This is a genomic window from Paractinoplanes ovalisporus (genome assembly GCF_016834655.1).
GTDB classification, from domain to species: Bacteria; Actinomycetota; Actinomycetes; order Mycobacteriales; family Micromonosporaceae; genus Actinoplanes; species Actinoplanes ovalisporus.
In genome coordinates, this window is the sequence record NZ_JAENHP010000006.1 from 420,614 (window position 1) to 445,285 (window position 24,672).

The window sequence follows — 24,672 nt, forward strand, 5'->3', positions numbered from 1 at the left end:
GCCGTGTGGCGACGCGGGAAGACCAGGGCGGGTGTGCGGACAAGCGCGCGCCTGTTCGCCACGTACGCCGTAGCCAGTCTGGTCCCGATCGGCGTGCTGGGCGCGGTGATGCTGCACGGCACCACCGAGGACGCCGCCCGCTGGGGCCAGGACCAGGGCCGGGCCCAGGCCGCGGTGATCGCCGAGATGGCGGTCGCGCCCGCGCTCGACGAGGCCGACCTGAGCAGGGGCCTCACCACCGAGCAGCGGTTCCGGCTGCAACGGGCCACCGACCTGGCCATCTACAACGACTCGGTGCTGCGCCTGCGGGTCCGCGGCTTCAACGGCCAGGTGGTCTTCTCCGACGACGGCTCGACCGCCGGCGGCGTGTCGATCAACGACCCGGCGTTCCGCTCGGCGTCGGCCGGGCACACCGAGGTCACCCTGCTGGCCGCCCCCGAGACGCCCGGCGGGCAGGTCATCCGGGTGCTGCAGCCGATCGTGGCCAGCGCCAGCGGTGAGGCCCAGGGCGTGCTCGAGCTCTACCTTCCGTACGCGCAGATCGCGGCCCGCCTGCACGAGCAGACCACCGTCACGTACTGGCGGCTCGGTCTCGGTCTGGGCGCGCTCTATCTGGTGCTCGGCCTGATCTCGTGGTCGACCACCCGTTCACTGCGCCGCTACGCCCAGCGCCAGGCCCACGAGGCCCTGCACGACGCGCTGACCGGCCTGCCCAACCGGGCCGCCTTCCACGAGCGGGCCCGCGAGGCCGTGGCCCAGGACGGCGAACCGGGGGCGGTCGTGCTCGTCGACCTCGACCGGTTCAAGGAGGTCAACGACACCCTCGGCCACCACGCGGGCGACGAGCTGCTGGCGGTCGTGGCCGACCGGCTGCGCTCCGGGCTGCGTCCGGCCGACACGCTGGCCCGGCTCGGCGGTGACGAGTTCGCGCTGATCCTGCCCCGCAGCGATGCCGCCGCCGTTCGCGGCCTGCTCGACGAGCTCAGCGCCGACCTGGCCCGCGAGGTGGTGCTGGACGGCGTGCCGGTCAGCGTCGAGGCCAGTTTCGGTGTCGCGCTCTATCCCGAGCACGGCCACGAGGTCGAGGAGCTGCTGCGCCGGGCCGACGCCGCGATGTACCACGGCAAGCGCGGCTCGTCCGACATCGTCGTCTACGCCGGCGAGAACATGGCCCACCCCACCCAGTGGCTGGTCGTGCAGGCCGAGCTGCGGCACGCGCTGACCCGCGACGAGCTGGTCCTGCACTACCAGCCCAAGGTCGACCTGCGCTCGGGCGAGATCGTCGCGGTCGAGGCGCTGGTGCGCTGGCAGCACCCGCAGCGCGGCCTGCTGCCGCCCTCGGAGTTCCTGCCCGCCGTCGAGCAGTCCGGGCTGATCGAGCCGCTGACCGCGTGGGTTCTGCGCCGCGCCCTGGCCGACCAGGCCATGTGGACGGCGACCGGCCGGTCGTGGGCGGTGTCGGTGAACGTCTCGGCCCGCAATCTCGAGAAGCCCGGCTTCACCGACTTCGTCTCGGGCCTGCTGGCCGAGCACGGCACCGCGCCCCACCGGCTGCTGCTCGAGGTCACCGAGACCGCGCTGGCCGCCGACGCCCGCTGCGCGGCCCAGGCCGTGATCGACCTGACCGCCCGCGGCATCGGGATCTCGGTCGACGACTTCGGCACCGGCTACACCAGCATGTCGCAGCTGCGCGGCCTGCCGATCGCGGAGGTCAAGATCGACCGGACGTTCGTCCGGGACGTGCTCGACGCCCCGCCGAGCCAGGCCATCGTCCGCGCGGTCATCGCGCTCGCGCACGGCCTCGGCAGCCGCGTCACCGCCGAGGGGGTCGAGTCACCCGAGGTGGCCGGCTGGCTCGCGCAGGCGGGCTGCGACGAGGCCCAGGGTTACCTCTACTCGCGCCCGGTCCCGTGGCGCGAGGTCGGAACGTACGAGATCACCGGAGCTGCTCAGTGAAGCGTGCCCTGCTCGCCGTCGCCCTCGTCGCCGTCACCGCCGGATGCGCCGCCCCCGGGGCGACCGGCACCACGGCCACCGGTGACGCCGGCATCGCGGTCGACCAGACTCTGCACGCGAGCCTGCCGGACGCCATCCGGGCCCGCGGGACGATCCGGTTCATGACCGACGCCAGTTACGCGCCGATGGAGCAGTTCGCGGCCGACGGCCGTACGATCATCGGCTTCTCGCCCGACCTGGCCAGCGCGATCGGCTCGGTCCTGGGGGTCCGGGCCGAGATGGTGCAGGGCGACTTCCACACCGCGCTCGACGACATGGCCGCGGGTGAGTACGACGGGGTGCTGTCGTCCATGAACGACACCCCCGAGCGGCGTAGGAAGGCCGACTTCGTCGACTACTTCTCGGCCGGCACGGCGATCATCGTGCAGCGTGGCAACCCCAAAGGCGTCACCGGATTCCGCGCCCTGTGCGGACTGGTGGTGGCGACCGAACGCGGCACCGTGCAGGCCGACCTGCTGAAGCGGTCGCAGCGCGCCTGCGGGGACAACCCGATGACGATCAAGCTCTACAAGACGAACGCGGACGCGCTGGTCGAACTGCGGACCGGGCGGGCCGGCGCGGTGCTCAACGACTTCCCGCCCGCGGCCTACCTGGCCACGGACACCCGCACCAAGGCCTACTACCAGCTGGCGTCGACCACCCAGTATGAGCCGGGCCTGTTCGGCATCGCCTTCGCCAAGGGCGACCCGGCCCTGCGCGACGCCGTCCAGGCCGCCTTCGACCGGCTGGTCCGCACCGGGGTCTACACCGAACTGCTGCAGCGATGGGGCATCAGCGACGGCGCGATCGCCAGCGGCACGGCCTACACCGATTCCTAGAATCGTTTATTGTTCGGTCGTCATCAATATTGACAGGGGCTGAGCAATGACGGTCTGGCGCGGCAACTCGCGCGGCATCCTGGCCACGGTCGCCGCGGCGGCACTCATCGGGGCCGGAGCCGCGATCGCCGTGTCCGGCCCGTCCGGGTCCACCGGCACGCTGACCGTGGCCCGGGGCGGCCCCGCGACCCCCGAGTCGAGCTCCCCTCCGGTCGAGGCCGGGCGGTCCACCCCGCCCGCCGCCAAGCCCGCCTTCGTCGCGGCCGCCCGCGCGGCGGTCACCGGCCACAAGACCGCCGTCCGCGCCGGCAACGGCGAGAAATACCAGGCCAAAGACGTGGTGGTCGACGCCGACGGCGGCCGGCACGTGCGGTTCGAGCGCACCTGGAAGGGCCTCGACGTGCTCGGCGGCGACTTCGTCGTGCACACCACCGGCTCGGGCTCGTTCACCGGCGCCACCGTCGCGCAGACGTCCGCGATCGAGGTCGGGCGCGAGCCCGAGGTCACCCGTGGCGCCGCCGTCGCCGCGGCCCAGCGGGAGCACAGCGGCCGGGCCGAGGCGCGGCTGGTCGTCGACGCCTCCGCGGGCGAGCCCGTCCTGGCCTGGGAGGTCACCGTGGCCGGGCGGCACGTGGTCGTGGTCGACGCGACGACGGCGGCCGTGCGGCGCAGCTGGTCGCTGGTGAAGACGGCCGACGAGGGCACCGGGCACGGCGTGCACACCGGCGACGTCAAGCTGGCCACGACGCGTACGGGGGAAGGCGCCTTTGAACTGACCGACGCGGGCCGGGGCGGCGGCACCACCCGGGACGCGCTGAACAACACCGCCGCGCCCACGCGGAACAACTCGAAGGCGTTCACCGACGCCGACGACGTGTGGGGCAACGGCTCGATGACCGACCGGGCCTCGGCCGCCGTCGACGTGCACTACGGCATGGCCCGCACCTGGGACTACTTCGACACCACGTTCGGCCGGTCCGGCATGGGCGGCGACGGCAAGGGCGTCACCGCCTACGTCCACCACGACGTCAACGACGCCAACGCGGCCTGGGGCGACTCGTGCCGCTGCATGTACTTCGGCGACGGGTTCAACGGGGCCACGCCGTGGACGTCGCTCGACATCGTCGCCCACGAATGGGCCCACGGGTTCAACCTGCGCACCGCCGACCTCGACTACACCGGCGAGGCGGGCGGGCTCAACGAGGCCAGCAGCGACATCTTCGGCACGCTGGTCGAGTTCGCCGTGAACAGCCCGGCCGACCCGCCCGACTACCTGGTCGCCGAGAAGGTCGAGACCGACCCGCTGCGTTACATGGACGATCCCCACCGCGACGGCGTCTCGCCGTCCTGCTGGAGCTCGTCGGTCAAGAACCTCGACGTCCACTACTCGTCCGGCATCGGCAACAAGTTCTTCTACAACCTGGCCGTCGGCAGCGGCACCACCCGGTGGGGCACGAGCACCCCGTGCGGCACCGCAGGCCCGGTCACCGGCATCGGCAACGAGGCCGCGGCCCAGATCTGGTACCGCGCGATGACCGCCTACATGGTCTCCAACACCAACTACTCGGGGGCGCGCAAGGCGACCCTGCAGGCGGCCACCGACCTCTACGGTGCGGCGAGCGCCGAGCGGGCCGCGGTGCAGGCGGCCTGGCTCGCGGTCGGTGTCACCGGTTCCGACCCGGTGCCGGTCGAGCCGGTCAAACCGGTCGTCGAGCCGTACAAGCTGCCCGACACCCTGGTCGGTCAGCCGGTCGAGTTCCAGATGACCGGGCACGACCCGCAGCGGCAGCCGATCACCTGGTACCCGATCTTCCTGCCGACCGGTCTGGCCATCTCCCCGAGCGGCCTGATCACCGGGACCCCGACCGAGAAGAAGCAGTGGGTCGTCTCCATCGGCGCGCGGGACCCCGACGGCAACCTCAACAGCGCCGGCGCCTACTGGTTCATCAAGGGCCCGCCGGTGCTGGTGGCTCCGCCCGCCGACGGCGAGTTCCACGTCGGCGAGCCGGCCTCGGCCTCGGTGACCTTCGACGACGGCGCCGACGCCACTCTGGACACCCTGAACCCGATGAAGGTCGAGGTGACCGGTCTGCCCGAGGGTCTGACCGCCGCCACCGGCCCGGTCACCGACAACAAGATCACCGCGACCGTGACCGGCACGCCCACGAAGGCGGGCACCGGGACGGCGGTATACACGGTGACCGACGCCGACGGCGGCACGGCGACCGCCTCCCAGCCGTGGACCGTGGGCCCGCGGCTGCGGCCCACCGCGCCCGAGGGCGTCACGGTCACCGCCGGCGCCGGAACCGCCCTGATCAAGTGGGACGCCCCGCCGGCCGACGGCCCCGAGATCACCGGCTACGTCGTGCGGTCGCAGCCCGGTGGCGAGCAGACCCTGCCCGCCACGGCCCGCTCGGTGACTCTGACCGGCCTGAACACCACACAGGCGTACACGTTCGGCGTCAAGGCGACGAGCGGCGGTGGTGACAGCACCGAGAAGCAGGTGCGGGTGGATCCGACCGCCCTGACGATCGCGCCGGCCTCGCTGATCGCCGGTTACACCAACCCGGTCACCCTGACCGGCTCGGTGATCCGCGACGGCGACGGTCCGGTCGGCGGCGCCCAGGTGCATCTGGAACAGCAGACGGCGGGCACCACGACGTGGACCCGGGTGACCACGGTCAAGACCGGCGCCGCCGGCAACTGGAGCCACGTGGTCAACCCGGCCGTGACCACCTCCTACCGCGTGGTCTTCCCGGCCGGGGCGAGCGACATGTGGCCGGCCACCTCGCCGGTCGCCGCCATCACGGTCCGCTACGCGGTGACGGTCACCCCGTCCACCACATCGACCACGGCGACCCGGCCGGTCACCTTCACCGGCACGATCCGCCCGGCCACACCGGGCGTGATCGCCAGCCTCCAGCGCTACACCGACGGCGAGTGGGTGACCATCCAGAGCACGCCGGCCACCACCAGCGGGTCCTATTCGATCTCCCGGGCGTTCGCGCGGGGAACATGGAACCTGCGGGTCGTGGCCAGTGGCGGCGGCACCAACGCGTACGGCTTCACCTCAGCCGTCCGCCTCACCGTGAGCTGATCACTCGGGGACGTTGCGGCGGCGCAGCCCGGTGACCCCCACCGCGGTCAGGGCCGCCGCCACGACCGTCAGCGACACCAGCGGCAGCGCCGACAGATCGCCGCCGGGCAGCTTCGGGACGTGGGTGAACGGCGAGATGTCAAGGAACCACTGGTCGAGCTGGAGGGTCTGGCCGACCAGCAGCACCAGCAGGCACATCGCCGGCGGCGCCCAGGCGACCGCGGACAGGCGTGGCACCAGCCCGAACGCCAGCACCGCGACGCCGGCCAGCACCCACACCGCGGGCAGCTGCACCAGCACCCCGCCGAGGATCTCGCCCAGGTCACCGTCCGGATAGGTCAGCGACGTGGCCAGACCCTCGACCGCCAGCACCACGGCCGGCCCGAGCAGCGCGAAGAACAGGTTGGTGCCGGCCCAGGTGTAGCGGGACACCGAGGTGGTCAGCACCGCCTCGGTGTGGCCGGTCTGTTCCTCGTCCCGCATCCGCAGCGTGGTCTGCACGCCGTAACAGGCCGCGATCAGCCCGACGATGCTCGCGATGCCCGCGAAATAGCTGTCGACCAGCGCGTCCGAGCCGCCGAGCCGGGTGAAGACGTCGCTCAGCCCCTGGTTGCCGGCCGCGATGTCGAGCACGCTGGCGCCGACCCCGCCGAAGATCAGACCGAGCAGGGCGAACCCGATGGTCCAGGCGACCAGCATCCCGCGGTGCAGGCGCCAGGCCAGCCCGAACGGCGAGCTCAGCCCGGCCGGCGCCGAGGCCGGGCCCAGGCGGGCCGGCAACTGCCCGACCCCGAGGTCGCGGCGGGACTGCAGCCGGCCCGCAACGGCCACCGTGACGACCGTGAACGCGAGCGCGAGCAATGCCGGCCACCAGTCGTTCACGCCGTACGGGAAGAGGTGTTGCACCCATCCGATCGGCGAGAGCCAGCTCATCCACCGCAGCGACCCGTCACCGACGGCCGAGGTGTCACCGCCGACCCGCAGCACGAACGCCGCCGCGAGCACGGTCAGCGCGATCGACCGGGCACCGCGCGCACCGCTGGTGAGCTGGGCCGCGACCGCGCCCACCCCGGCGAACACGAACACGCTCAAGGTCATCTCGGCCCCGAAGGCCAGCGAACCCGCGGCCGGCAGGCCCTGGCCCACCATCGCCGCCGTCAGCACCACACCCATCAGCAGCCCGGCCGCGCACGTGGTGAGCACCGCCGCCGCCAGCTGGGCGTGCCGTCCGACCGCGGCCGCGCCGATCAGCTCGGTGCGGCCCGCCTCCTCGTCGGCGCGGGTGTGCCGGATGACCGTGAGCAGCGCGCACAACCCGGCCAGGACCGGCAGGAACCCCGCCCGCCAGGCCACCAGCTCACCCAGCGACGACCCGTGCAGCGGGCCGTAGAGCGTCACGAACCCGGTGTTGGTCGCGCTGAGGCGGGCGTAGTCGATGCGCTCGGCGTCGGTCGGGAACAGCCCCTCGAACGAGGCCACATATCCCGCCGGCACGAGCCCGAGCAGCACCGCCCACACCGGCATGATGATGCGGTCACGGCGCAGGATGAGACGGACGAGCCGCCCGGCGCCGGTCATCGCTCGTCCTTCTGATATTGCCGCAGGAACAGCTCCTCGAGCGACGGCGGCTGGCTGACCAGGCTGCGCACGCCCACCTTGACCAGCTTCTGCAGGGCCGGTTCGAGCGCGTCGGTGTCGACGTCGAACCGCACCCGGTCGTGGTCGAGCTGGAAGTCGTGCACCCCGGCCAGCGTGGCCAGCCCGTCCGGCGGCCCGGCCAGTTCGGCCTGGATCGTGGTGCGGGTCAGGTGGCGCATGTCGGTCAGCGTGCCGGTCTCGATCGTGCGGCCGTCCCGGATGATCGTCAGCCGGTCGCACAGCGCCTCGACCTCGGACAGGATGTGGCTGGACAGCAGGACCGTACGGTCGCCGCGGCGCTTCTCCTCCAGGATGACCTCGCGGAACACCTCCTCCATGAGCGGGTCGAGCCCGGAGGTCGGCTCGTCCAGGATCAGCAGCTCCACATCGGACGACAGGGCCGCGATCAGGCCGACCTTCTGCCGGTTGCCCTTGGAATAGGTGCGGCCCTTCTTGCGCGGGTCGAGCTGGAACCGTTCCAGCAGCTCGGCCTTGCGTCTCGGGTCGAGCCCGCCGCGCAGCCGGCCCAGCAGATCGATCACCTCGCCGCCGGTCAGCGCGGGCCAGAGGGTGACGTCGCCCGGCACGTAGGCCAGCCGTTTGTGCAGCTCGGTCGCCTCGGTCCAGGGGTTGCCGCCGAGCAGCTGGACCGCGCCGCCGTTGTGCCGCGACAGGCCGAGCAGGATGCGGATGGTGGTGGTCTTGCCGGCCCCGTTGGGACCGAGGAACCCGTGCACCTCGCCGGTGGCCACGTGCAGATCGAGCCCGTCGAGGGCGGTGACCTTGCCGAACCGTTTGACGAGCCCCGTGGCAGTGATGGCCTCGGTCATGACTTGTCCTTTCCGGCCGTCAGCCGGTCGATCGCGGTCTGTGCCTGGAGCGCCTGCTCCGGCGTGATGAGGGGTTGGCTGAACAGCTCCAGGGAGGCCTGGAGCATGCGGCCCCATTGCTTCGGCTCGGTGACGTCACCGTCGAGCGCCCGGGACATGAGGTCACGCATCGTGAACATGGACATCTTCATCACGGCGAGCACCGCGACGAACGCGCGCGTGTCGGAGACCTTGAGATCGGTGCTGGCGAGCCACTGCTCGCCGTACTCCAGCATGCGGTCGAAGATCGCCTGCCCGGCGGGTGAGCCGTCCATGGTGGAGCGGATGAGATAGCGCTGGAGCAGGGCGATCCGGGTGTCGAAACCGTCCAGCGTGTTGAACTCGGTGAAGCGGCCGCTGAGCTTGGTGACCTCGTTGAGCGCCCACTCGTCGCAGGCGTCACGGAGGCCCTCTTTGGACCCGAAATGGTGACGCAGCAGGCCGGAGGATACGTCGGCCTGCTGCGCAATGTCACGGATCGTAGCCCCGTCGACGCCACGCTCCGCGAACAACTCGATGGCGGCGTCACGGATGCGTGCTCGGGCGGTCAAGTCGCTACTCACGCGTGTAATTTACTACACGGTTGTGTAGCCGAAGTGTCTGACTTTAAGAACGAAGATCAAATGCCGGATGTCGTAGCGGGGTGGTGGGTGCAGACCGTCACTCACGCCGAGGGCCGCGGCGGGCTGAGCTGGGCGCTGGCGCGCCCAGAACGCTCAACCCACCACGGCGACGTGCGTGAGTGGTTCCGCTCACAAAGTCGTTATCGCAGCGCCTTCAGCGTGGTGCGTGCCTCTTTGGCGGCTGTGCGGATGGGCTCGATCTGCTTCTTGATGGCGGCCGCGTCGGGGCCGGGCTTGATCGCAAGCAGAGCGTCGACCTGGCCGTTCAGGATTTTCTCGACCTTGGCTGCGCCCTCGCGGTCATCCAGCTCGGCGGCCGCCGCCAGCTCGGCGTCGATGGCCGTGGCCAAGCGGACCTTGGGGCCGGTCAGGATGAAGACGCGGAAGTCGACGACGACGCTGCGGGCGGCGTCCTTGCCTGTCTTGTCGCGCAGGGCGGTGAGGCCGCTCTTCTGCTCGTCGACGAGCTTGCCCAGCGCCTCCTTGTGCGCCGGCTGCAGGTTCTTGGCCTTCTCGATCGTGGCGTCGAAGCGCTCGAGGGCCTTGAGCCGGCGGTCGACCCGCTCGGCGACCGACCGCTTCGAGCCCGCGGCCCGCAGGTCGTCGGCCACGTCGGCGGGCTCCTCGAGCGCGCCCATCTGCTGGTCGGCCGAGACCAGCAAGGTGTCGATGGCCTGCGCGGCGCCGGGCTGGGCGGCGCACGCCCCGCCGGCGAGCAGGACCCCGGAGAGCAGCAGGGGAACGAGGATTCGTCTCATGCCGCTGAGCGTCCCGGTCGCCGGTCAGGGAAGTGCGAACCGTTTGTAAGAGTTGTGTCAGGCCCGCCCCCGGTCGGGGAGCAGCCTCTCCTCGTGGTCCAGCTCCCGCTCGAGGATGCGCAGACCCTCGTCGTTCAGGTTGCCGGCGTCACGCCAGCGCAGCAGCTCCTCGCGCTGCGCCTCGATCACCTTGCGCCGCACCATCAGCGCCGCCTCGTACTGCGGCGACACCGGAACCTCGTCGGAGTCGGACTTCTCCAGCATGTCGAGGCGCCGGCGGTAGCGCTCGATCCGCACCTCCAGCTGCTTGCGCATGTGCTCGATGGCGACGTCCTCGACGTGGTCGTGCTTCTCTTCCTGAATCTCGTCGAGCCGGGCCAGGGCCGCTTCCACCGAGGCCGTCCGGGCCTCGTTGCGCTCGCGGGCCTCGTCGGTCTTGTTCGCCCGCAGGCCCAGCCACTGCACCAGCGGCGCGAAGGTCAGACCCTGACCCAGCAGCGTCACCAGCACGACCACGAACGCGCAGAAGTGCAGCAGGTCGCGCTGCGGAACCGTCTCGGGCAGCGTGAAGATGGCGGCGAGGCTGATCACGCCGCGGGTGCCGGCCCAGCTCAGCGCGGTCACCTCCTTGCCGGTGAGCGCCTTCTCCCGCACCTTCTCGACACGCACCGGATCGCCCGCCTCGTCCTCGGCGATCGGGCCGGTCTCGCCACCCAGGCGCATGTGCAGCGAGCGTGGCAGCACCTGGGTGAGCAGCAGCCACAGCGGGCGTAGCAGCAACGTCACACCCACGGTCACCGCCACCGCGATGACGATGGTCGACGTCTCGTACTCGGTCAGCCCCTCGACCACGGTCGGCAACTGCTGGCCGATCAGCAGGAAGACCAGGCCCTCGAGCAGGAAGTCGACCAGCCGCCAGACCGCGGTGGTCTGCAGCCGGCTGGCGGCGGCGCTGTGCCGGGACGAGTCGTGACCGATGATCAGACCGGCGATGACGACGGCGAGCACACCCGAGACATGCACCGACTCGGCCAGCACGTACGCGGCGAGCGGGGTGGCCAGCGAGATCGCGTTCGCGGTCAGCGGGTCGTGCCGCAGGTGCCGCAGATAACGGACGACGTAAGCGACCACGACACCGGCGACGACACCGCCCGCGGCCTTGATGAAGAACTCGAGCGTCGCGGCCGGGAACGAGAACCCGCCGCCCTCGGTGGCCGCGATCGCCACGGTCAGGATGGTCAGCGCGGTCGCGTCGTTGAGCAGGCCCTCACCCTGGATCAAGGTGATCATCTTGGGGGGCAGGCCGGCCCGGCGACCCACGGCGAGCGCCGCCACCGGGTCGGGCGGGGCCACCGCGGCGCCGAGCGCGATGCCGGCCGCCAGCGTCGCGCCGGTCACCCACAGGTTGAGCCCGACGCCGATGAGCAGCGCGGTCGCCAGCACCAGCAGCACCGACAGACTCACCACGGTGCGCATGTGCCGGCGGATGTCGAGCAATGACGCGTCGAGCGCCGCGCTGTAGAGCAACGGCGGGATCACGTACGTCATGATCAGCTCAGGTTCGAGCTCGACGTTCGGCCCGGGCAGCACGGCGTACGTGATGCCCACGATCGTGAGCAACGCGGCGGCCGGCAGCCCCGTCTTTTCGGCGATCATCCGGATCGCCACGATCACACCGACCGCGGCCAGGATGAAGAGCAGGGTTCCCTCGACGTGCACGTTGAACATCTTTCCCTGCCCGGCCCCGCCGATGAGGCCGGGCGGGGAAAGCAGTTGTCAGTAGCGGTAGTGCTCGGGCTTGTAGGGGCCCTCGATGTCGACCCCCAGGTATTCCGCCTGCTTCTTGCTGAGCGTGGTCAGGCGTACGCCCAGGGCGTCGAGGTGCAGCCGGGCCACCTTCTCATCCAGATGTTTCGGAAGAACGAACACCTGCTTCTCGTACTCACCCGGCTTGGTCCAGAGCTCGATCTGGGCCATCACCTGGTTGGTGAAGGAGTTCGACATGACGAAGCTGGGGTGGCCGGTGGCGTTACCCAGGTTCATCAGACGCCCCTCGGAGAGCACGATCACCGAGTGACCGTCGGGGAAGCGCCACTCGTGCACCTGCGGCTTGATTTCAACCTTATCGATTCCGGGCACCTTGGCCAGGCCCGCCATGTCGATCTCGTCGTCGAAGTGGCCGACGTTGCCGACGATGGCGTTGTGCTTCATGGCCGCCAGGTGCTCGGCCGTGATGATGTCGGTGCCGCCGGTGGTGGTGATGAAGATGTCACCCTGGGCGACGACGTCTTCGAGCGTGGCGACCTGCATGCCGTCCATCGCCGCCTGCAGCGCGCAGATCGGGTCGATCTCGGTCACCACGACACGGGCGCCCTGGCCGCGCAGCGTCTCGGCCGCACCCTTGCCGACGTCACCGTAACCGCAGACCACGGCGAGCTTGCCGCCCAGCATCACGTCGGTCGCCCGGTTGAGGCCGTCGACCAGCGAGTGCCGGATGCCGTACTTGTTGTCGAACTTGCTCTTGGTGACCGCGTCGTTGACGTTGATCGCCGGGAAGAGCAGCGTGCCCTCCTTGGCCAGCTTGTAGAGCCGGGCCACACCGGTGGTCGTCTCCTCGGTCACGCCGCGGATGTCGGCCGCGATGCGGGTGAACCGCTGCGGGTCCTCCGCGAGGCTGGCCCGCAGGGTCTCGAGGATGATCCGGTATTCGTGGTTGTCGTCCTCGGTGGCCTGTGGAACCGCGCCGGCCGCCTCGAACTCGACGCCCTTGTGCACGAGCAGGGTGGCGTCGCCGCCGTCGTCGAGGATCATGTTGGGGCCGAGGCCGTCACCGAAGTCGAACAGCTGCATGGTGGCCCACCAGTACTCCTCCAGCGTCTCGCCCTTCCAGGCGAACACCGGGACACCGGCGGGCTGCTCGACCGTGCCGTTGGGGCCCACGACGACGGCCGCGGCCGCCTCGTCCTGCGTCGAGAAGATGTTGCAGGACACCCAGCGGACCTTCGCGCCGAGCGCGATCAGGGTCTCGATCAGCACGGCGGTCTGCACGGTCATGTGCAGCGAGCCGGCGATCCGGGCGCCGGCCAGCGGCTTGCTGTCACCGAACTCCGAGCGCAGCGACATCAGGCCCGGCATCTCGTGCTCGGCCAGACGCAGCTGGTGACGACCCGCCTCGGCCAGTGAAATGTCGGCAACCGCGAACTCGACCCCGTTGACAGAGGTCAGACGGCTTTTGACAAGATCGGTACTCACGCGAGGGCTCCTCCCTCATCAGGAGGCGCCCTTGGGGTCAGAAACCCGGGCCGAGCGTGGCGGAGACCGGCCAGAAAACCGGTTCCGTCGCAGCGCCTCTCGACGCGGGCAGGTACTACCTTAGCCTTTCGTTCGTCCGGCAGCCGCCGCACCGCCCTCCCCCGTCCCGAGGACTCGCCCCGGTCATGAGGCTTCGCACTCAGCTTACGCTGACAGTCACCGCCCTCGTCGCGCTCGTGGTCGCGCTCGCCGGCCTGGTCATCGTGGTGCGCATCGACCACCGTGACCGCGCCGACCTCGACAACGTGCTGGCCACCCGGCTCGAACAGGTGCGGGCCGCGGCCACGAAGAACGGCTCGCTCCCCACCGACGGCAGTTACGCGATCCGCCTGATCCAGGGCGGCGAGATGCTGAAGCAGGTCGGTTCCTCGGCCGGGTTCCCGTTGCCCGCCAAAGACGGTTATTCGACGGTGAGCTCGGGCGACGACGAGTGGCGTTCGGTGGCCGAGACCCTGCCCACGGGTGCCCAGATTCAGATTCTGGTGAGCCTGGACGACCTGAAGGGGCAGCACACCGATAACGTGCTGGTCGTGGATCTGCTGGTGCTGCTCGCCGCCGTGTTGAGTGCGGCCGGGGTCTGGTTCGCGACGGGGTTGGTGTTGCGCCCGTTCCAGAGGCTGCTTGTCGCCGCCCGGGACCTCGACCCCGCCGACCCCGAGCAGAGGTTGCCCGAGGTCAAGAGCCCGCGCGAGGTCACCGAGCTGACCGCCACCCTCAACGACTTGCTGGACCGGGCGCGAGCCGCCGCCCCCTCCGCCACCCCCGCCTCCTCCTCCGGTCTTTCTCCGGCCGCAGCGGGCTCCCCGGCCGCCACAGACGCCTCCTCAGGCGACCCCGCCGCCGTGGCAGAGCCCACCGTCGAGATGCGCGCAGTCGAGCGCAGGCGCACGGCCAAGCCCAAGACCGCACCCAGCTCCGAGATCGCGCCCGATTCCGGTCCCGCCGCGTCTGCGCCCGAGTCCCAAGCCCAGTCCACGTCTGACGCGTCGTCGCCCGCGCCCGGCTCCGGGGCTACGTCCGTCGCGTCGCCCGCGCCCGGTTCCGAGGCCGTGTCCGCCGCGTCGTCGCCTGACACCGCGTCCGGTTCCGGCTCCGGTTTCGGGGATGCGTCCGCCGCATCGTCGCCCGAGATCGCACCCACCTCGTCGTCGTCGCCCGCGCCCGCCGGTTCGTCGCCCGAGCTTCAGCTCGCGCCCACGTCGCCTGGGTCCGCTCCGGCCGGTTCGTCGCCCGAGCCGGTGCCGGCCGCCGCCGCGTCCTTTGCCCCGGCCGCCCCGGCCCCTTCCCCGGCCGTCGCCGAGCTGCGCCCGAGCCTGGCCGACCTCGGCTTCCAGCTCGACCAGCTGCTCGACAACCCCGAGATGCCGGCCACTCAGCGCCACCTCATCCTGGCGCTCATGGCGGACGAACACCGCCGCATGACCGCCCTGATCGACGGTGACGCGTGACCAGTCGCGCAATGGGCTGACCAAACATCAAAGTCCTTCCATAAGCCCTCAGAAACCCCTCATCCTGTACGGGCGAGGGCAGATGCCCTGCGTGTGCGAGAACGCTACCGCCGGACCACCCGCCCCAACCGCCCTGTGGATAACCAGCCTTCCCCTGTGGATAACCCAATCTCAGAACTCGCCCCGAGGCGTAGGGTCGCCCCCATCCCTGCCCCTGGGTGGTCGGGGGTGGTGGTGGGCCAAAAGCAGCTGAGCGCGTGCGCGCAGGGGCCGGCAGCGACGAGGGCGGAGGGAGCGGACGTGCAGCACCCCTATCGGATAAGCGAGATCGCCGCCCAGGCCGGCCTCAGCCAGGCCACCGTTGACCGGGTGCTGCATGCGCGCGGCGGCGTGCGGCCCGGCACCGTGCGCGATGTCCACCAGGCCATTGCGGCGCTCGACCGGCGGCGGCAGCAACAGTCGGAAGATGTGCCGCTGCCCGCCCGTGTGGTTCCGATCGACCTGGTCGTGGAAGACCGGGACCGGGTCGAGGCTGCCCTCCGGGCCGAGCTGGGTGGCCTGCGCCCGGCGGTGATCCGGCCCCGCTTCCACTCGGCGGCTGACCCGGTCGCGGCGCTGGGACGGGTGGCCCGGTCGCGGTCGCAGGGGCTGGTCGTTCAGGCGCGCGAGACACCTGAGCTGGTCGAGGCCGTCGGGCGCCTCGAGATTCCGGTGGTCACTCTTGGAACCGACCTTCCGGCCAGCAAACGCGTGGCCCACGTCGGGCTTGACGAGAGCGAAGCCGGCGCCACGGCGGCCTACCTGGTCGAACAATGGCTGGCCGACCGGGCCGGCGTCGTCCTGGTCGTGGGCGGAGCAAGGAGCGATCAGGCGGCGGTCGTGGGCGGAGCAAGGAGCGATCAGGCGGCGGTCGAGGGCGGAGCGAAGAGCGAGCGGGCGGCAGCGGCCGGGAGCGGCGCGAAAAGCGAACGAATAGCAGGCTTCGAAGCCGAACTGCGACGGCGGGCGCCCAACCGGCGGGTGCTGATGGTGGAGGCGGGGAGCGTACGGCGGGAGCTCGCCATGAACCCCTCGGTGCGAGCCGTCTATGACCCGGGCGGCGGGACCGCGGCCGCCGTGGTGGAGGCGTTCGCGGCCGAGCGGCGCAACTACGACGTCTTCGTGGCGCACGAGCTCGACGACGACAACGCCGACCTTCTGCGGGCGGGGCGGCTCTCCGCCGTGCTGCACCACGATCTGCGCGCCGACCTGCGGCAGGCCTGCGTGGCCGTCCTTCAGGCCCTGGGGGCGCTGCCGGGGCCGGTGCGGTCGGCCCCGGCGAGCGTCCAGGTGATCACGCCGCTGAACATTCCCGGAAATTGATGCGGCAGCGCTGTCCGGATCGGGGGGCCGGCGTTCGTCACCCGGGTGACAAGCTGATCGAGCCGATGAAGGGGACAGCGATGAAATACATGATGTTCGTCTGCAGCGACGCCGAGCCCGAGACCGACGAGTCGCGGGTCCCGGACATCGAGGTCTGGGTGGCCGAGAACGACGCCGCGGGACGACGCGTCACCGGGAACGTGCTGGCACCGCCGAGCGCGGCCACCACCGTACGGGTGCGCGGCGGCGAGACGATGCTGACCGACGGGCCGTTCACCGAGACCAAGGAGGTCATCGTCGGCTTCGACATCCTTGAGTGCGCCGACCTGGACGAGGCGATCGCCGTCGCCGCCGCGCACCCGATGGCCTACGCCGGGCGGATCGAGCTCCGGCCCTACGCCGACATCTGAGGATGGAAGCCGTCGCGCGGGCCCACCGGGAGAGCTGGAGCCGGATCGTGGCCACCCTGATCCGGGTGACCGGCGACTGGACGCTGGCCGAGGACTGCGCCCAGGACGCCCTGGCCGTGGCTCTCGAACGGTGGCCGCGCGACGGCGTCCCGGACAACCCGGGCGCCTGGCTGATGACGGTGGCCCGGAACCGGGCGATCGACCACCTCCGGCGCGCCGCCGTCGAGGGTCGCAAGCTGCGGGAGGTGGCGATGACCGAGCCCGGTCCGGACGACAACGAGATCGGGGACGACCGCCTCCGGCTGATCTTCACCTGCTGCCATCCGGCGCTCGCTCTGGAGGCCCGGGTGGCGCTCACCCTGCGTACGGTGGCGGGGGTCTCGACGGCCGACATCGCCCGCGCGTTCCTGGTGACCGAGTCGGCGATGACCCGGCGGATCACCCGGGCCAAGTCCAAGATCTCGGCGGCGCGGATCCCGTACCGCGTGCCCGAGGGTGACGCGCTCGGTGAGCGGCTGCCGGGTGTGCTCGCGGTGCTCTATCTGCTCTTCAACCGCGGTTACGACGGTGAGCCGCTGCTGGCCGGCGAGGCGATCCGGCTGGCCCGGCTGCTGACCGAGCTGATGCCGGGCGAGTCCGAGGTGTCCTCGCTGCTCGCGCTCTTCCTGCTGCAGCACTCGCGGCGGCACGCCCGGCGCGACGAGGCGGGCGAGCTGGTCACGCTGGACCGGCAGGACCGGGCGAAATGGGACCGCGCCGCCATCGCCGAGGCGCTGGAGATTCTGCTGCGGACACCCATCGAGGGCCCGTACGCCCTGCAGGCGCGCATCGCCGCATGTCACGCGGCCGACGACACGGACTGGCGGTCGATCGCGCTCTGGTACGACGAGCTGGCCCGCGTGCAGCCCACCGCCGTCGTGGAACTGAACCGGGCCGTGGCGCACGGGTACGCGTACGGGCCCCGCGAAGGACTGGACCTGCTGCGGGCGATCAGCAAAAGCGTGCTCGAGAACTACCCGATGGCCAAGGCGGTCGAGGCCGACCTCACCGCACGCGCCGGGGACTCCGAGAGGGCGGCCGCCCTGTTCCGTGAGGCGGCCGCGGCGACGCCGGACGGGCCCGAACGCCGCGCGCTGCTCTCACGCGCCGACAAGCTCTAGCACCGTCCCGCCGGCTCCGGCCCGCAGCAGCCCGAGCGCGGCCGCCACGACCTTGGTCGGCGGGATAAGCGGCGCCGCTTGCGCCCGCTCCTCGGGGGACATGGCGGCTACCTCGGCGTGGGCCCGGTCGAGGCCGATCCAGTTCGGCACCAGGCAGGTGACCCGGGTGCCGCCGATGCGGGCCGGGTCGCCCAGCGACGTGGTGAAGCGGATCAGGCCGGCCTTGGCGGCGCCATATTCGGGGGAGCCGTACGGGGCGTCCTCGGTCCCGGCCGATGAGGCGATGTTGACGATCGCGCCGCCGCCGAGCGCGGCCATGGGTTTCAGGGCGAGCTGGGTGAGGTGCATGGGCGCGCGCAGGTTGAGGTCGAGGGTGCGGCCCCAGGCCTCGGGCGCGGCGTCGGGGAACTGCTCGCCGGGGGTCCAGCCGCCGGCATTGTTGATCAGCACGTGCGGGCCGCCGGCGTCGACGGCCCGGGCGATCAGGGATTCGGCGTCCGTGGGGGAGGTGACGTCGCAGCGTACGGCCGTGGCGCCGGTCTGGCGGGCGGTCTCCTCGGCCGCGTCCAGGTCGACGTCGGCGGCGAACACGTGGGCGCCGTCCTCGGCAAGACCGGCCGCGAGATAACGGCCGAGCCCGGAACCGGCGCCGGTCACGATGGCGATGTCCATCAAGACGACGCTAGGCGAGAAGCGGGCGGCCCGCAGCTCAAGCAGCGGCCAGCCGGTTGGAGGCATCCAACGCCCGCGTCGACCAGCGCACCGCGTCCATGTACTGCGGCGCCAGGTCGAAACTGCCCAGCTCACCCCGCTCGTACGAGTCGACCGCGCGCAGCACCTGCCCCAGCCGCCCGCTGCCGGTCGTGAGCGCGGCCGCCACCGCCGGAGCGAGCGGGAACTGGTCGCTCATCTCGGCCGTCGGGATGCCCAGCACCCCTGCCACCCCGGTGATCACCCCGGCCATGAACGCCGCGTCGGGGGCGGCCCCGAACCACTGCGCCACGTTCTCGCAGAGCCGGGCCCGGGTCAGGACCCCCAGCATGTGCTCCTCGGTGGCCCCGCCGACCTCGTCCAGCACCATGAGCATCGCCCATTGCCGGATGTGTTTGAGGCCGACCATCACGATGGCCTGCCGTACGGAGGAAACGCGGTTGGCGTGCCCGGCGGCGACCGAGTTGCTCGCCCGCAGCACCCGCAGCGACAACGCGGGATCGCTGGCGATGATCGAGACGATGCGCGGCATGTCGGCGTCGGGGGCGCTGAGCGCGGTGACCAGTTCGAGACGGCGCAGCCGGGAGGGGGAGAGGCTGGCCACCGTCAGCACCTGCGGGTGGCTCAGGGCGTACCCCTGGCGCAGTTCCATGCCGTAGCGGTCGGCGATCGCGAGCTGTTCCTCGGTCTCCAGCCGTTCGGCCACGAGCTGGATGTTGGGGAACTGGCGGACGGCCGCGACCACCTCGTCCAGGTTGCTCAGGTCGCCGTCGAGAAGATCGAGTTTCACGTACGAGGCCAGGCCGAACAGCCGCTCGTGCCCGGCGCCCCAGACGAAGTCGTCCAGTGCGATCTTGTAGCCGGCCTCGGCCAGGCGCGTGATCCCGGCGATCACCTCGTCGTCCATCTCCACCGTCTCGAGCACCTCGAGCACCACCTGGGCCGGCCCGAACGGCAGCGCCAGCTCACCCGAGAGGAACTCGCGGGTCAGGTTGATGAAGCACAGGCGGTCACCGGCGACCTCGCGGATCCCGAACTCGGTGAACGCGTTGATCATGACGGTGCTGGTCGCGTACGTGTCCTGACGCCCGGCCGCGACCGCCTCCATGCTGCCGCGGAAGAGCAGTTCGTACGCGACGACGTCGCCCTGTGCATCGAAGATCGGCTGACGGCCGACGTGCACGAGCTTGGTGCCGTCCGCGGAGTCCGATGTCTTCACGCGCTGCCTATCGGCCGGACGGGTGTCGAGTTGACGCTTTAACCGAGGTTGATCCACCGGTCAGCCACCACGGACTCGAATAGGCGAGGCCGAAGTCGTTGCACGCGTGACCCACGGGACCGGGTGTCTCGTTGTCGCGGGCCGGGTCCGAGAGCCGCAGCACGACCCAGTCACCGTCGGACACGTCGAGCGGCACCACGAACTTCACCACCTGCCCGGTCCGCACCTCCAGCATCCCCACCACCTCGGGCGCGGCCGGGCCGGGCCGCAGCACCTGCAGCGAGAGCGGGCGACCGGTCAGCCCCTGGCCGCCGTCGAGGTCGAGGCGGAAGGTCACGTCACCCTTGGCCAGCGGCAGACGACCTCCCATCCGTACGCCGTCGGCCGTGGCGTCCAGGCGCAGCCCGTCGACCCGGCTCGCGAAGAACCGGCGCGCCCGCATCGCGGCCAGCACCCCGTCGCGGGTGTTCCCGGTGACCCAGAGCCCCGTACGTCCCTTGCCGTCGTCGTGCCCCCAGTCGCTGCCGTGCTCGTCGGGGGTGCCGGTCAGGCCGGTCCGCCAGCCCGCGTTGAGACAGGCCACGAGCGGGGACGGGTGGTCCGGCCAGCCGCCGAAGACGTAGTCGTCGCCGCTGTTGAACATCTCCAGCGCCACCATGTGGTCGGCCAGCCGGGCGTCGTACGCGAAATCGCCGAACACCTCCCGCTGGCGTCCCGGGTGGTTGAAGCTGCCGATCCCCGAGGTGCCGGCCAGCCACTCGTACAGCTTCTTCTCGTCGGCCGCGGCGCTCAGGTCGGCGAACTCGTCGGTGAACCAGACGTTGATGTGGCCGATGTGCGAATGCGACCACTCGAAGCCGCGCAACGTCGTGTAGGAGCCGGGCTGGTAGGCCTGGTCGGCGAGCTTGCCCAGTTTCTTCCACTTGTGGCCGGTGATGCCGGTGAATCCGGAATCGGTGGCGTGGTCGGTGAGCGCGGCCACGTCCAGACCGGCCGTACGCATCGAATCGAACGCCAGCTCGGGCACGCCCATGCCGTCCGAGAGCAGCGTGTGGTTGTGCAGGTCGGCGTGCACCAGCGTGGTGCCGCGGCTGACCCGGGACAACCGGCTGGCGGGTGCCGCCGACGCGGATGCCGGGCCCGGCGCGGCGGCCAGCGTGAGCAGACCGCCGGCGCCGGCCAGCAGAGATCGACGGGAGACGGGTCGGTGGGGATGGAGGTGGCCTGAGGTCACCCGAGGAGCATGTCAAGGCCGTCCGTGATGATCAGGCGAATCGCGCAACGACCCTGTCCAGATTGCCCCGTATGAGGTCATCCGTTCAGCCGGTGGTCTGCCACAGGCTGTCGTCCCCGGCCATCAGCCGCGTGGGGCCGCGCTCGGCCACGGCGACCGGCTCGACCGGTGAGTTCCGAGAGTCAACCCCGGTTTCCCGTACGGGCGGAGGCGGCGCCGCCGGGGCCCAGCGCCCGTCGTCGACGACCCAGGCGGCGGGCTGCTGGTCGGCGCCCGTGCCGGTGATCAGCCAGCTCCCGTCGGGCCGGGCGGTGATGCCGGTCGCGGACGTCCCGGCCCGATCCGACTCGTCCAACGTGAAGGTCACGCCGTCGGAGGAGAGCCAGGCCGCCGCCCCGCTGGTCCGGGTCCCGGCGATCGCGAAACCCTGACGGCTCGCGGCGATCGGGCCCACGTCGATGGCCTCGTCACCCCCGTACGTCTCGAACGGGGCCTTGTTCTCGGTCATCCGCCCGTCCGCCTGCCGTCGCCAGGTGCTGACCCGGGGGTTGCCGTGGGCGCCGCCCGGCACCGAGCCGACCATCGCCACCCGGCCGTCCGCGCAGGCCACGCTCCGGATGATCTGTCGCGGGCCGTAGTAGCTCTCGGGCCGCGGGACGAACCGGACCTCGGTCCACGGGTCGCCGGTCCATGCCGCCGGGCGGGTCTCGGTGGCGCCGGTCCGCACGGCGCCCACGGCCCACCACGTGCCGTCGCAGTCGGCGACGTCGGTCAGCACCACCGGGCCGTCCGCGGGCAGATCGATCCGGGTCCACGTGGGCGTTTGCTCCGGCTTGCTGCAAGCGGCGACCAGCAGCACGGCGAGGATGAAAGAAAACGAGCGCTTCACGTAAGCATCGAGCAATCTGCCGAAAACTCTGGACCGAACCTTGTGGACTGCGTCACAGCAATCTTATGGTCACTCCACCCCACCCGGTGCCCGTCCCGCCGCGGGGAACGCTCCCCTCGAGAAAGAGCCTCGTTGATGCCTTCGTCCTTCCGGCGGCCGGTCCTCACGGCCATCGCCGCGTTGAGCGCCCTCACGCTCCTTCCGTCCCCGGCATTCGCTTCGCCCTCGTCCTCGGCCGTGGTCACCCGCGCCGCCCTCGATCCCTCCCTGGTGGCCGGTCGCGGCGCCTCGGTCGCGTTCTCGGAACAGGAGGCCGAGCGCGCCAAGACCAGCGGCACGGTCATCGGCCCCGACCGCACCGCCTACACGCTGCCCGCCGAGGCCTCCGGCCGTTCCGCCGTGCGGCTCACCCCGGGCCAGTACGTCGAGTTCACGCTGCCCAAGGCGGCCAACGCGATCACCGTGCGCTACAGCATCCCCGACTCGGCGACCGGCGGCGGCCTGACCGCGCCCCTGACCGTCAAGGCCGGCGGCACCACCCGCACGATGACGCTGACCTCGCAGTACTCGTGGCTCTACAACCAGTACCCGTTCACCAACGACCCGGGCGCCGACCTGCTGCACCCCGACTGGTGGATCACCGAGTGCGCCTGCGTGCCGGCCCAGACCACACCTGCGCCGGTGATCAGCAAGCCGTTCCGGCCCGCCCACTTCTACGACGAGCAGCGCCTGCTGCTGGGCCGCACGGTCGCGGCGGGGGAGAAGGTGCGCCTCACCGCGTCGTCGGCCGTGCCGTGGACGGTCATCGACCTGCTCGACTCGGAACAGGTCGGTCTCCCGTACGTCAATCTGATCGCGGCCAACGTGCTCGCGTTCGGCGCCGACCCGACCGGCCGCCGCGACTCCGCCCCCGCGTTCGACAAGGCCATCGCGTTCGCGAAGAAGGCCAGGCTCAAGGTGTACGTGCCGCCGGGCGTCTTCCAGGTCAACCGCCACATCATGGTCGACGACGTGACGATCGAGGGCGCCGGCAACTGGTACACGATCATCAAGGGGCGTGAGGTCGCCCTGCCGACGCCCGCGCCCGACGGCTCGGTGCACACCGGGGTCGGCTTCTACGGCAAGGACGCGGCCGACGGCGGCAGCCGCAACGTGCACCTCTCCGGCTTCGCGATCCAGGGTGACGTACGGGAAAGAATTGACACCGACCAGGTCAACGGGGTCGGCGGAGCGATGAGCGACTCGACGATCAAGGGTCTGCACATCCAGCACACCAAGGTCGGGCTGTGGTTCGACGGGCCGATGAGCAACACCCGGGTCGAGGGCAACATCATCGTCGACCAGATCGCCGACGGCCTGAACTTCCACACCGGAGTCACGAACTCGGTGGCGCGCAACAACTTCATCCGCAACAGCGGCGACGACGCGCTCGCGATGTGGGCCGAGAAGACCACCAACGCCGGCAACACGTTCGACCGCAACACCGTGCAGACCCCGGTGCTGGCCAACGGCGTCGCGATCTACGGCGGTAGGGACATCACCGTCTCGAACAACCTGATCGCCGACCCGGTCCGCGAGGGCAGCGCTCTGCATGCCGGGTCGCGCTTCGGGGCCGAGCCGTTCACCGGCACTCTTCGCTTCACGGGGAATACGACGGTCCGTGCCGGCACCCTCGAACTGAACTGGAACATCGGGCTGGGTGCGATCTGGATCTATGCGCTCGACCGCAGCATCGACGCCGCCATCGAGGTCACCGGCGACCACTACCTCGACAGCACCTACAACGCGATCATGATGGTGTCGGAGTGGTCGGTGAAGGACCTCTACTCGATCCCGGACGCCCACTTCAAGGACGTCCGGATCGACGGCACCGGTACGAGCGTGCTCAGCGCCCGGGTGGCCGGCGGCGCGTCGTTCGAGAACGTCGACGCCCGCAACGTGGGTGCGGTCGGCGTGAACAACTGCGGCAGCTTCGGCTTCACCCCGGCCGGATCCGAGTTCACCGTCACCGACCGTGGTGGCAACGACGGCTGGCTCGCGCCCTGGATGCTGCCCAACACGATCACCTGTGACGACCGCCCGCCGGTCGTCGCGCCCCCGGCGCCCTCTCCCTGGTAGCCAGTTCGCCGCGGTCGCCTCGTCCGAACGATTCGGGCGGGGCGACCCGGTCTTGGTAGCCTTCTCGATCGGGAGTCTTCAGTCGGGAGAGGTTGCGTTGAGTCAGACACTGCTGGTCACCGGTGGCGCCGGTTTTGTCGGTTCCGCCCTGATCAAGTCCCTGCTCGAAGACTTCCCGGCGGCCGCGGTGGTGTCACTCGACAACTACTTCACCGGCGTCCCGGAGAACCACGTGAACGACCCCCGGGTGACCTACCTCGACGGCTCGACCGCCGACCTGGCCAAGATCTGGGCCGATCGGGGCCTGCCCCGCCCCGAGATCGTGTTCCACCTGGGCGAATACTCCCGGATCGTCACCTCGTTCGAAGACCACGACCTCACCTGGGACTTCAACCTCCTCGGCACCAAGGAGGTGGTCAAGTTCGCGGCGGCCCACGGTGCGAAGCTGATCTACGCGGGTTCGAGCTCGAAGTTCGGCAACGACGGGCAGGACGAGAACCTCAACCCGTACGCGTGGACCAAGGCCAAGAACATCGAGTACATCAAGAACTACTCGAACTGGTACGGCCTCGACTACGCGATCACGTACTTCTACAACGTCTACGGCCCCGGCCAGATCACCAGCGGCAAGTACGCGACGGTGATCGGCATCTTCGAGGACAAATACCTCAAGGGCGAGCCGCTGCCGGTCGTCTCCCCGGGCACCCAGACCCGCGACTTCACCCACATCGACGACATCGTGCGCGGCATCGTGCTGGTCGCCCAGAAGGCCGGCGGCGACGGCTACCTGCTCGGCGCCGGCCACGAGTGGCCCATCCTCGAGGTCGCGAAGATGTTCGGGGTTCCGTACGAGCTGACCCCGGCCCTGCGCGGCGAGCGCACCCGCGGCCAGGCCGACACCACCAAGGCCGGCGAGCTGGGCTGGGCCCCCGAGCGGCGCCTCGACGACTACATCGCCTCGTTCGTGGCGGCCCACCCGCGCTGACGTTT

At 70.8% G+C, this 24,672-nt stretch carries 19 protein-coding genes; 9 read left to right on the forward strand and 10 right to left on the reverse strand.

Features of this window, described 5'->3' with window-relative positions; genetic code table 11:
* Positions 1 to 33: 33 nt before the first annotated feature.
* From JIG36_RS21995 to JIG36_RS22005, 3 genes are read left to right on the forward strand one after another with little or no spacing between them, the layout of a single operon-like run.
* Positions 34 to 1,956 (forward strand): putative bifunctional diguanylate cyclase/phosphodiesterase, encoded by a 1,923-nt coding sequence (locus tag JIG36_RS21995; protein WP_307872848.1) that lies wholly within the window; start codon positions 34 to 36, stop codon positions 1,954 to 1,956.
* On the forward strand, positions 1,953 to 2,834 hold the full coding sequence (locus tag JIG36_RS22000; RefSeq protein WP_203378213.1) for an ABC transporter substrate-binding protein: 882 nt from the start codon (positions 1,953 to 1,955) through the stop codon (positions 2,832 to 2,834). Before JIG36_RS21995 ends, JIG36_RS22000 begins: the two co-directional genes overlap by 4 nt.
* 46 nt (positions 2,835 to 2,880) lie before the next feature.
* The gene (locus tag JIG36_RS22005) at positions 2,881 to 5,931 is read left to right on the forward strand and encodes a M4 family metallopeptidase (RefSeq protein WP_203378214.1); all 3,051 of its coding nucleotides are present in this window, start codon (positions 2,881 to 2,883) and stop codon (positions 5,929 to 5,931) included.
* On the opposite strand, the gene JIG36_RS22010 is transcribed toward JIG36_RS22005, so the two are convergent.
* The 6 genes from JIG36_RS22010 to ahcY all read right to left on the reverse strand — a co-directional run bounded on the left by JIG36_RS22010 (position 5,932) and on the right by ahcY (position 13,071).
* A complete protein-coding gene (locus JIG36_RS22010; protein WP_203378215.1) occupies positions 5,932 to 7,509 on the reverse strand; it encodes an ABC transporter permease in 1,578 nt (525 codons plus the stop codon).
* On the reverse strand, positions 7,506 to 8,399 hold the full coding sequence (locus tag JIG36_RS22015; protein WP_203378216.1) for an ABC transporter ATP-binding protein: 894 nt from the start codon (positions 8,397 to 8,399) through the stop codon (positions 7,506 to 7,508). The genes JIG36_RS22010 and JIG36_RS22015 overlap by 4 nt, the downstream gene beginning before the upstream one ends.
* Entirely contained in the window at positions 8,396 to 9,001 is a 606-nt protein-coding gene (locus JIG36_RS54100; protein ID WP_307872849.1) for a TetR/AcrR family transcriptional regulator, read from the reverse strand. The genes JIG36_RS22015 and JIG36_RS54100 overlap by 4 nt, the downstream gene beginning before the upstream one ends.
* A gap of 200 nt (positions 9,002 to 9,201) precedes the next feature.
* The gene (locus tag JIG36_RS22025; protein ID WP_203378217.1) at positions 9,202 to 9,819 is read right to left on the reverse strand and encodes a hypothetical protein; all 618 of its coding nucleotides are present in this window, start codon (positions 9,817 to 9,819) and stop codon (positions 9,202 to 9,204) included.
* 57 nt (positions 9,820 to 9,876) lie between these two features.
* Positions 9,877 to 11,547 (reverse strand): Na+/H+ antiporter, encoded by a 1,671-nt coding sequence (locus JIG36_RS22030; RefSeq protein WP_203378218.1) that lies wholly within the window; start codon positions 11,545 to 11,547, stop codon positions 9,877 to 9,879.
* A 48-nt stretch (positions 11,548 to 11,595) separates the two neighbouring features.
* Positions 11,596 to 13,071 (reverse strand): adenosylhomocysteinase, encoded by a 1,476-nt coding sequence (gene ahcY / locus JIG36_RS22035; protein ID WP_203378219.1) that lies wholly within the window; start codon positions 13,069 to 13,071, stop codon positions 11,596 to 11,598.
* 185 nt (positions 13,072 to 13,256) lie between these two features.
* Between ahcY and JIG36_RS22040 the strand changes: the two genes are divergently transcribed.
* The 4 genes from JIG36_RS22040 (at position 13,257) to JIG36_RS22055 (ending at position 17,511) form a co-directional block, all read left to right on the forward strand.
* Positions 13,257 to 14,579 (forward strand): HAMP domain-containing protein, encoded by a 1,323-nt coding sequence (locus JIG36_RS22040; RefSeq protein ID WP_203378220.1) that lies wholly within the window; start codon positions 13,257 to 13,259, stop codon positions 14,577 to 14,579.
* 300 nt (positions 14,580 to 14,879) lie between these two features.
* Complete coding sequence (locus tag JIG36_RS53310) at positions 14,880 to 15,941, forward strand: LacI family DNA-binding transcriptional regulator (RefSeq protein ID WP_203378221.1); 1,062 nt, start codon at positions 14,880 to 14,882, stop codon at positions 15,939 to 15,941.
* A gap of 80 nt (positions 15,942 to 16,021) precedes the next feature.
* Complete coding sequence (locus JIG36_RS22050) at positions 16,022 to 16,351, forward strand: YciI family protein (RefSeq protein WP_203378222.1); 330 nt, start codon at positions 16,022 to 16,024, stop codon at positions 16,349 to 16,351.
* A 2-nt stretch (positions 16,352 to 16,353) separates the two neighbouring features.
* On the forward strand, positions 16,354 to 17,511 hold the full coding sequence (locus tag JIG36_RS22055) for an RNA polymerase sigma factor (protein ID WP_203378223.1): 1,158 nt from the start codon (positions 16,354 to 16,356) through the stop codon (positions 17,509 to 17,511).
* Here JIG36_RS22055 and JIG36_RS22060 read toward each other — a convergent pair.
* The 4 genes from JIG36_RS22060 to JIG36_RS22075 form a co-directional block, all read right to left on the reverse strand.
* The gene (locus tag JIG36_RS22060) at positions 17,491 to 18,183 is read right to left on the reverse strand and encodes an SDR family NAD(P)-dependent oxidoreductase (RefSeq protein ID WP_203378224.1); all 693 of its coding nucleotides are present in this window, start codon (positions 18,181 to 18,183) and stop codon (positions 17,491 to 17,493) included. The genes JIG36_RS22055 and JIG36_RS22060 overlap by 21 nt on opposite strands.
* A 37-nt stretch (positions 18,184 to 18,220) precedes the next feature.
* Positions 18,221 to 19,441, reverse strand: a complete 1,221-nt coding sequence (locus tag JIG36_RS54105; RefSeq protein WP_307872850.1) for an EAL and HDOD domain-containing protein — start codon at positions 19,439 to 19,441, stop codon at positions 18,221 to 18,223.
* 7 nt (positions 19,442 to 19,448) lie between these two features.
* Positions 19,449 to 20,675 carry a CehA/McbA family metallohydrolase gene (locus tag JIG36_RS22070; protein WP_203378225.1) on the reverse strand — a complete coding sequence of 409 codons (1,227 nt, stop codon included), beginning with the start codon at positions 20,673 to 20,675 and terminating at the stop codon, positions 19,449 to 19,451.
* Positions 20,676 to 20,760: 85 nt separating this feature from the next.
* On the reverse strand, positions 20,761 to 21,564 hold the full coding sequence (locus tag JIG36_RS22075) for a lipoprotein (RefSeq protein WP_203378226.1): 804 nt from the start codon (positions 21,562 to 21,564) through the stop codon (positions 20,761 to 20,763).
* Positions 21,565 to 21,699: 135 nt separating this feature from the next.
* Between JIG36_RS22075 and JIG36_RS22080 the strand changes: the two genes are divergently transcribed.
* Complete coding sequence (locus JIG36_RS22080; protein WP_203378227.1) at positions 21,700 to 23,682, forward strand: glycosyl hydrolase family 28-related protein; 1,983 nt, start codon at positions 21,700 to 21,702, stop codon at positions 23,680 to 23,682.
* Between the two features lie 97 nt (positions 23,683 to 23,779).
* Complete coding sequence (locus JIG36_RS22085; protein WP_236047863.1) at positions 23,780 to 24,667, forward strand: NAD-dependent epimerase/dehydratase family protein; 888 nt, start codon at positions 23,780 to 23,782, stop codon at positions 24,665 to 24,667.
* The last annotated feature ends 5 nt before the right edge of the window (positions 24,668 to 24,672 follow it).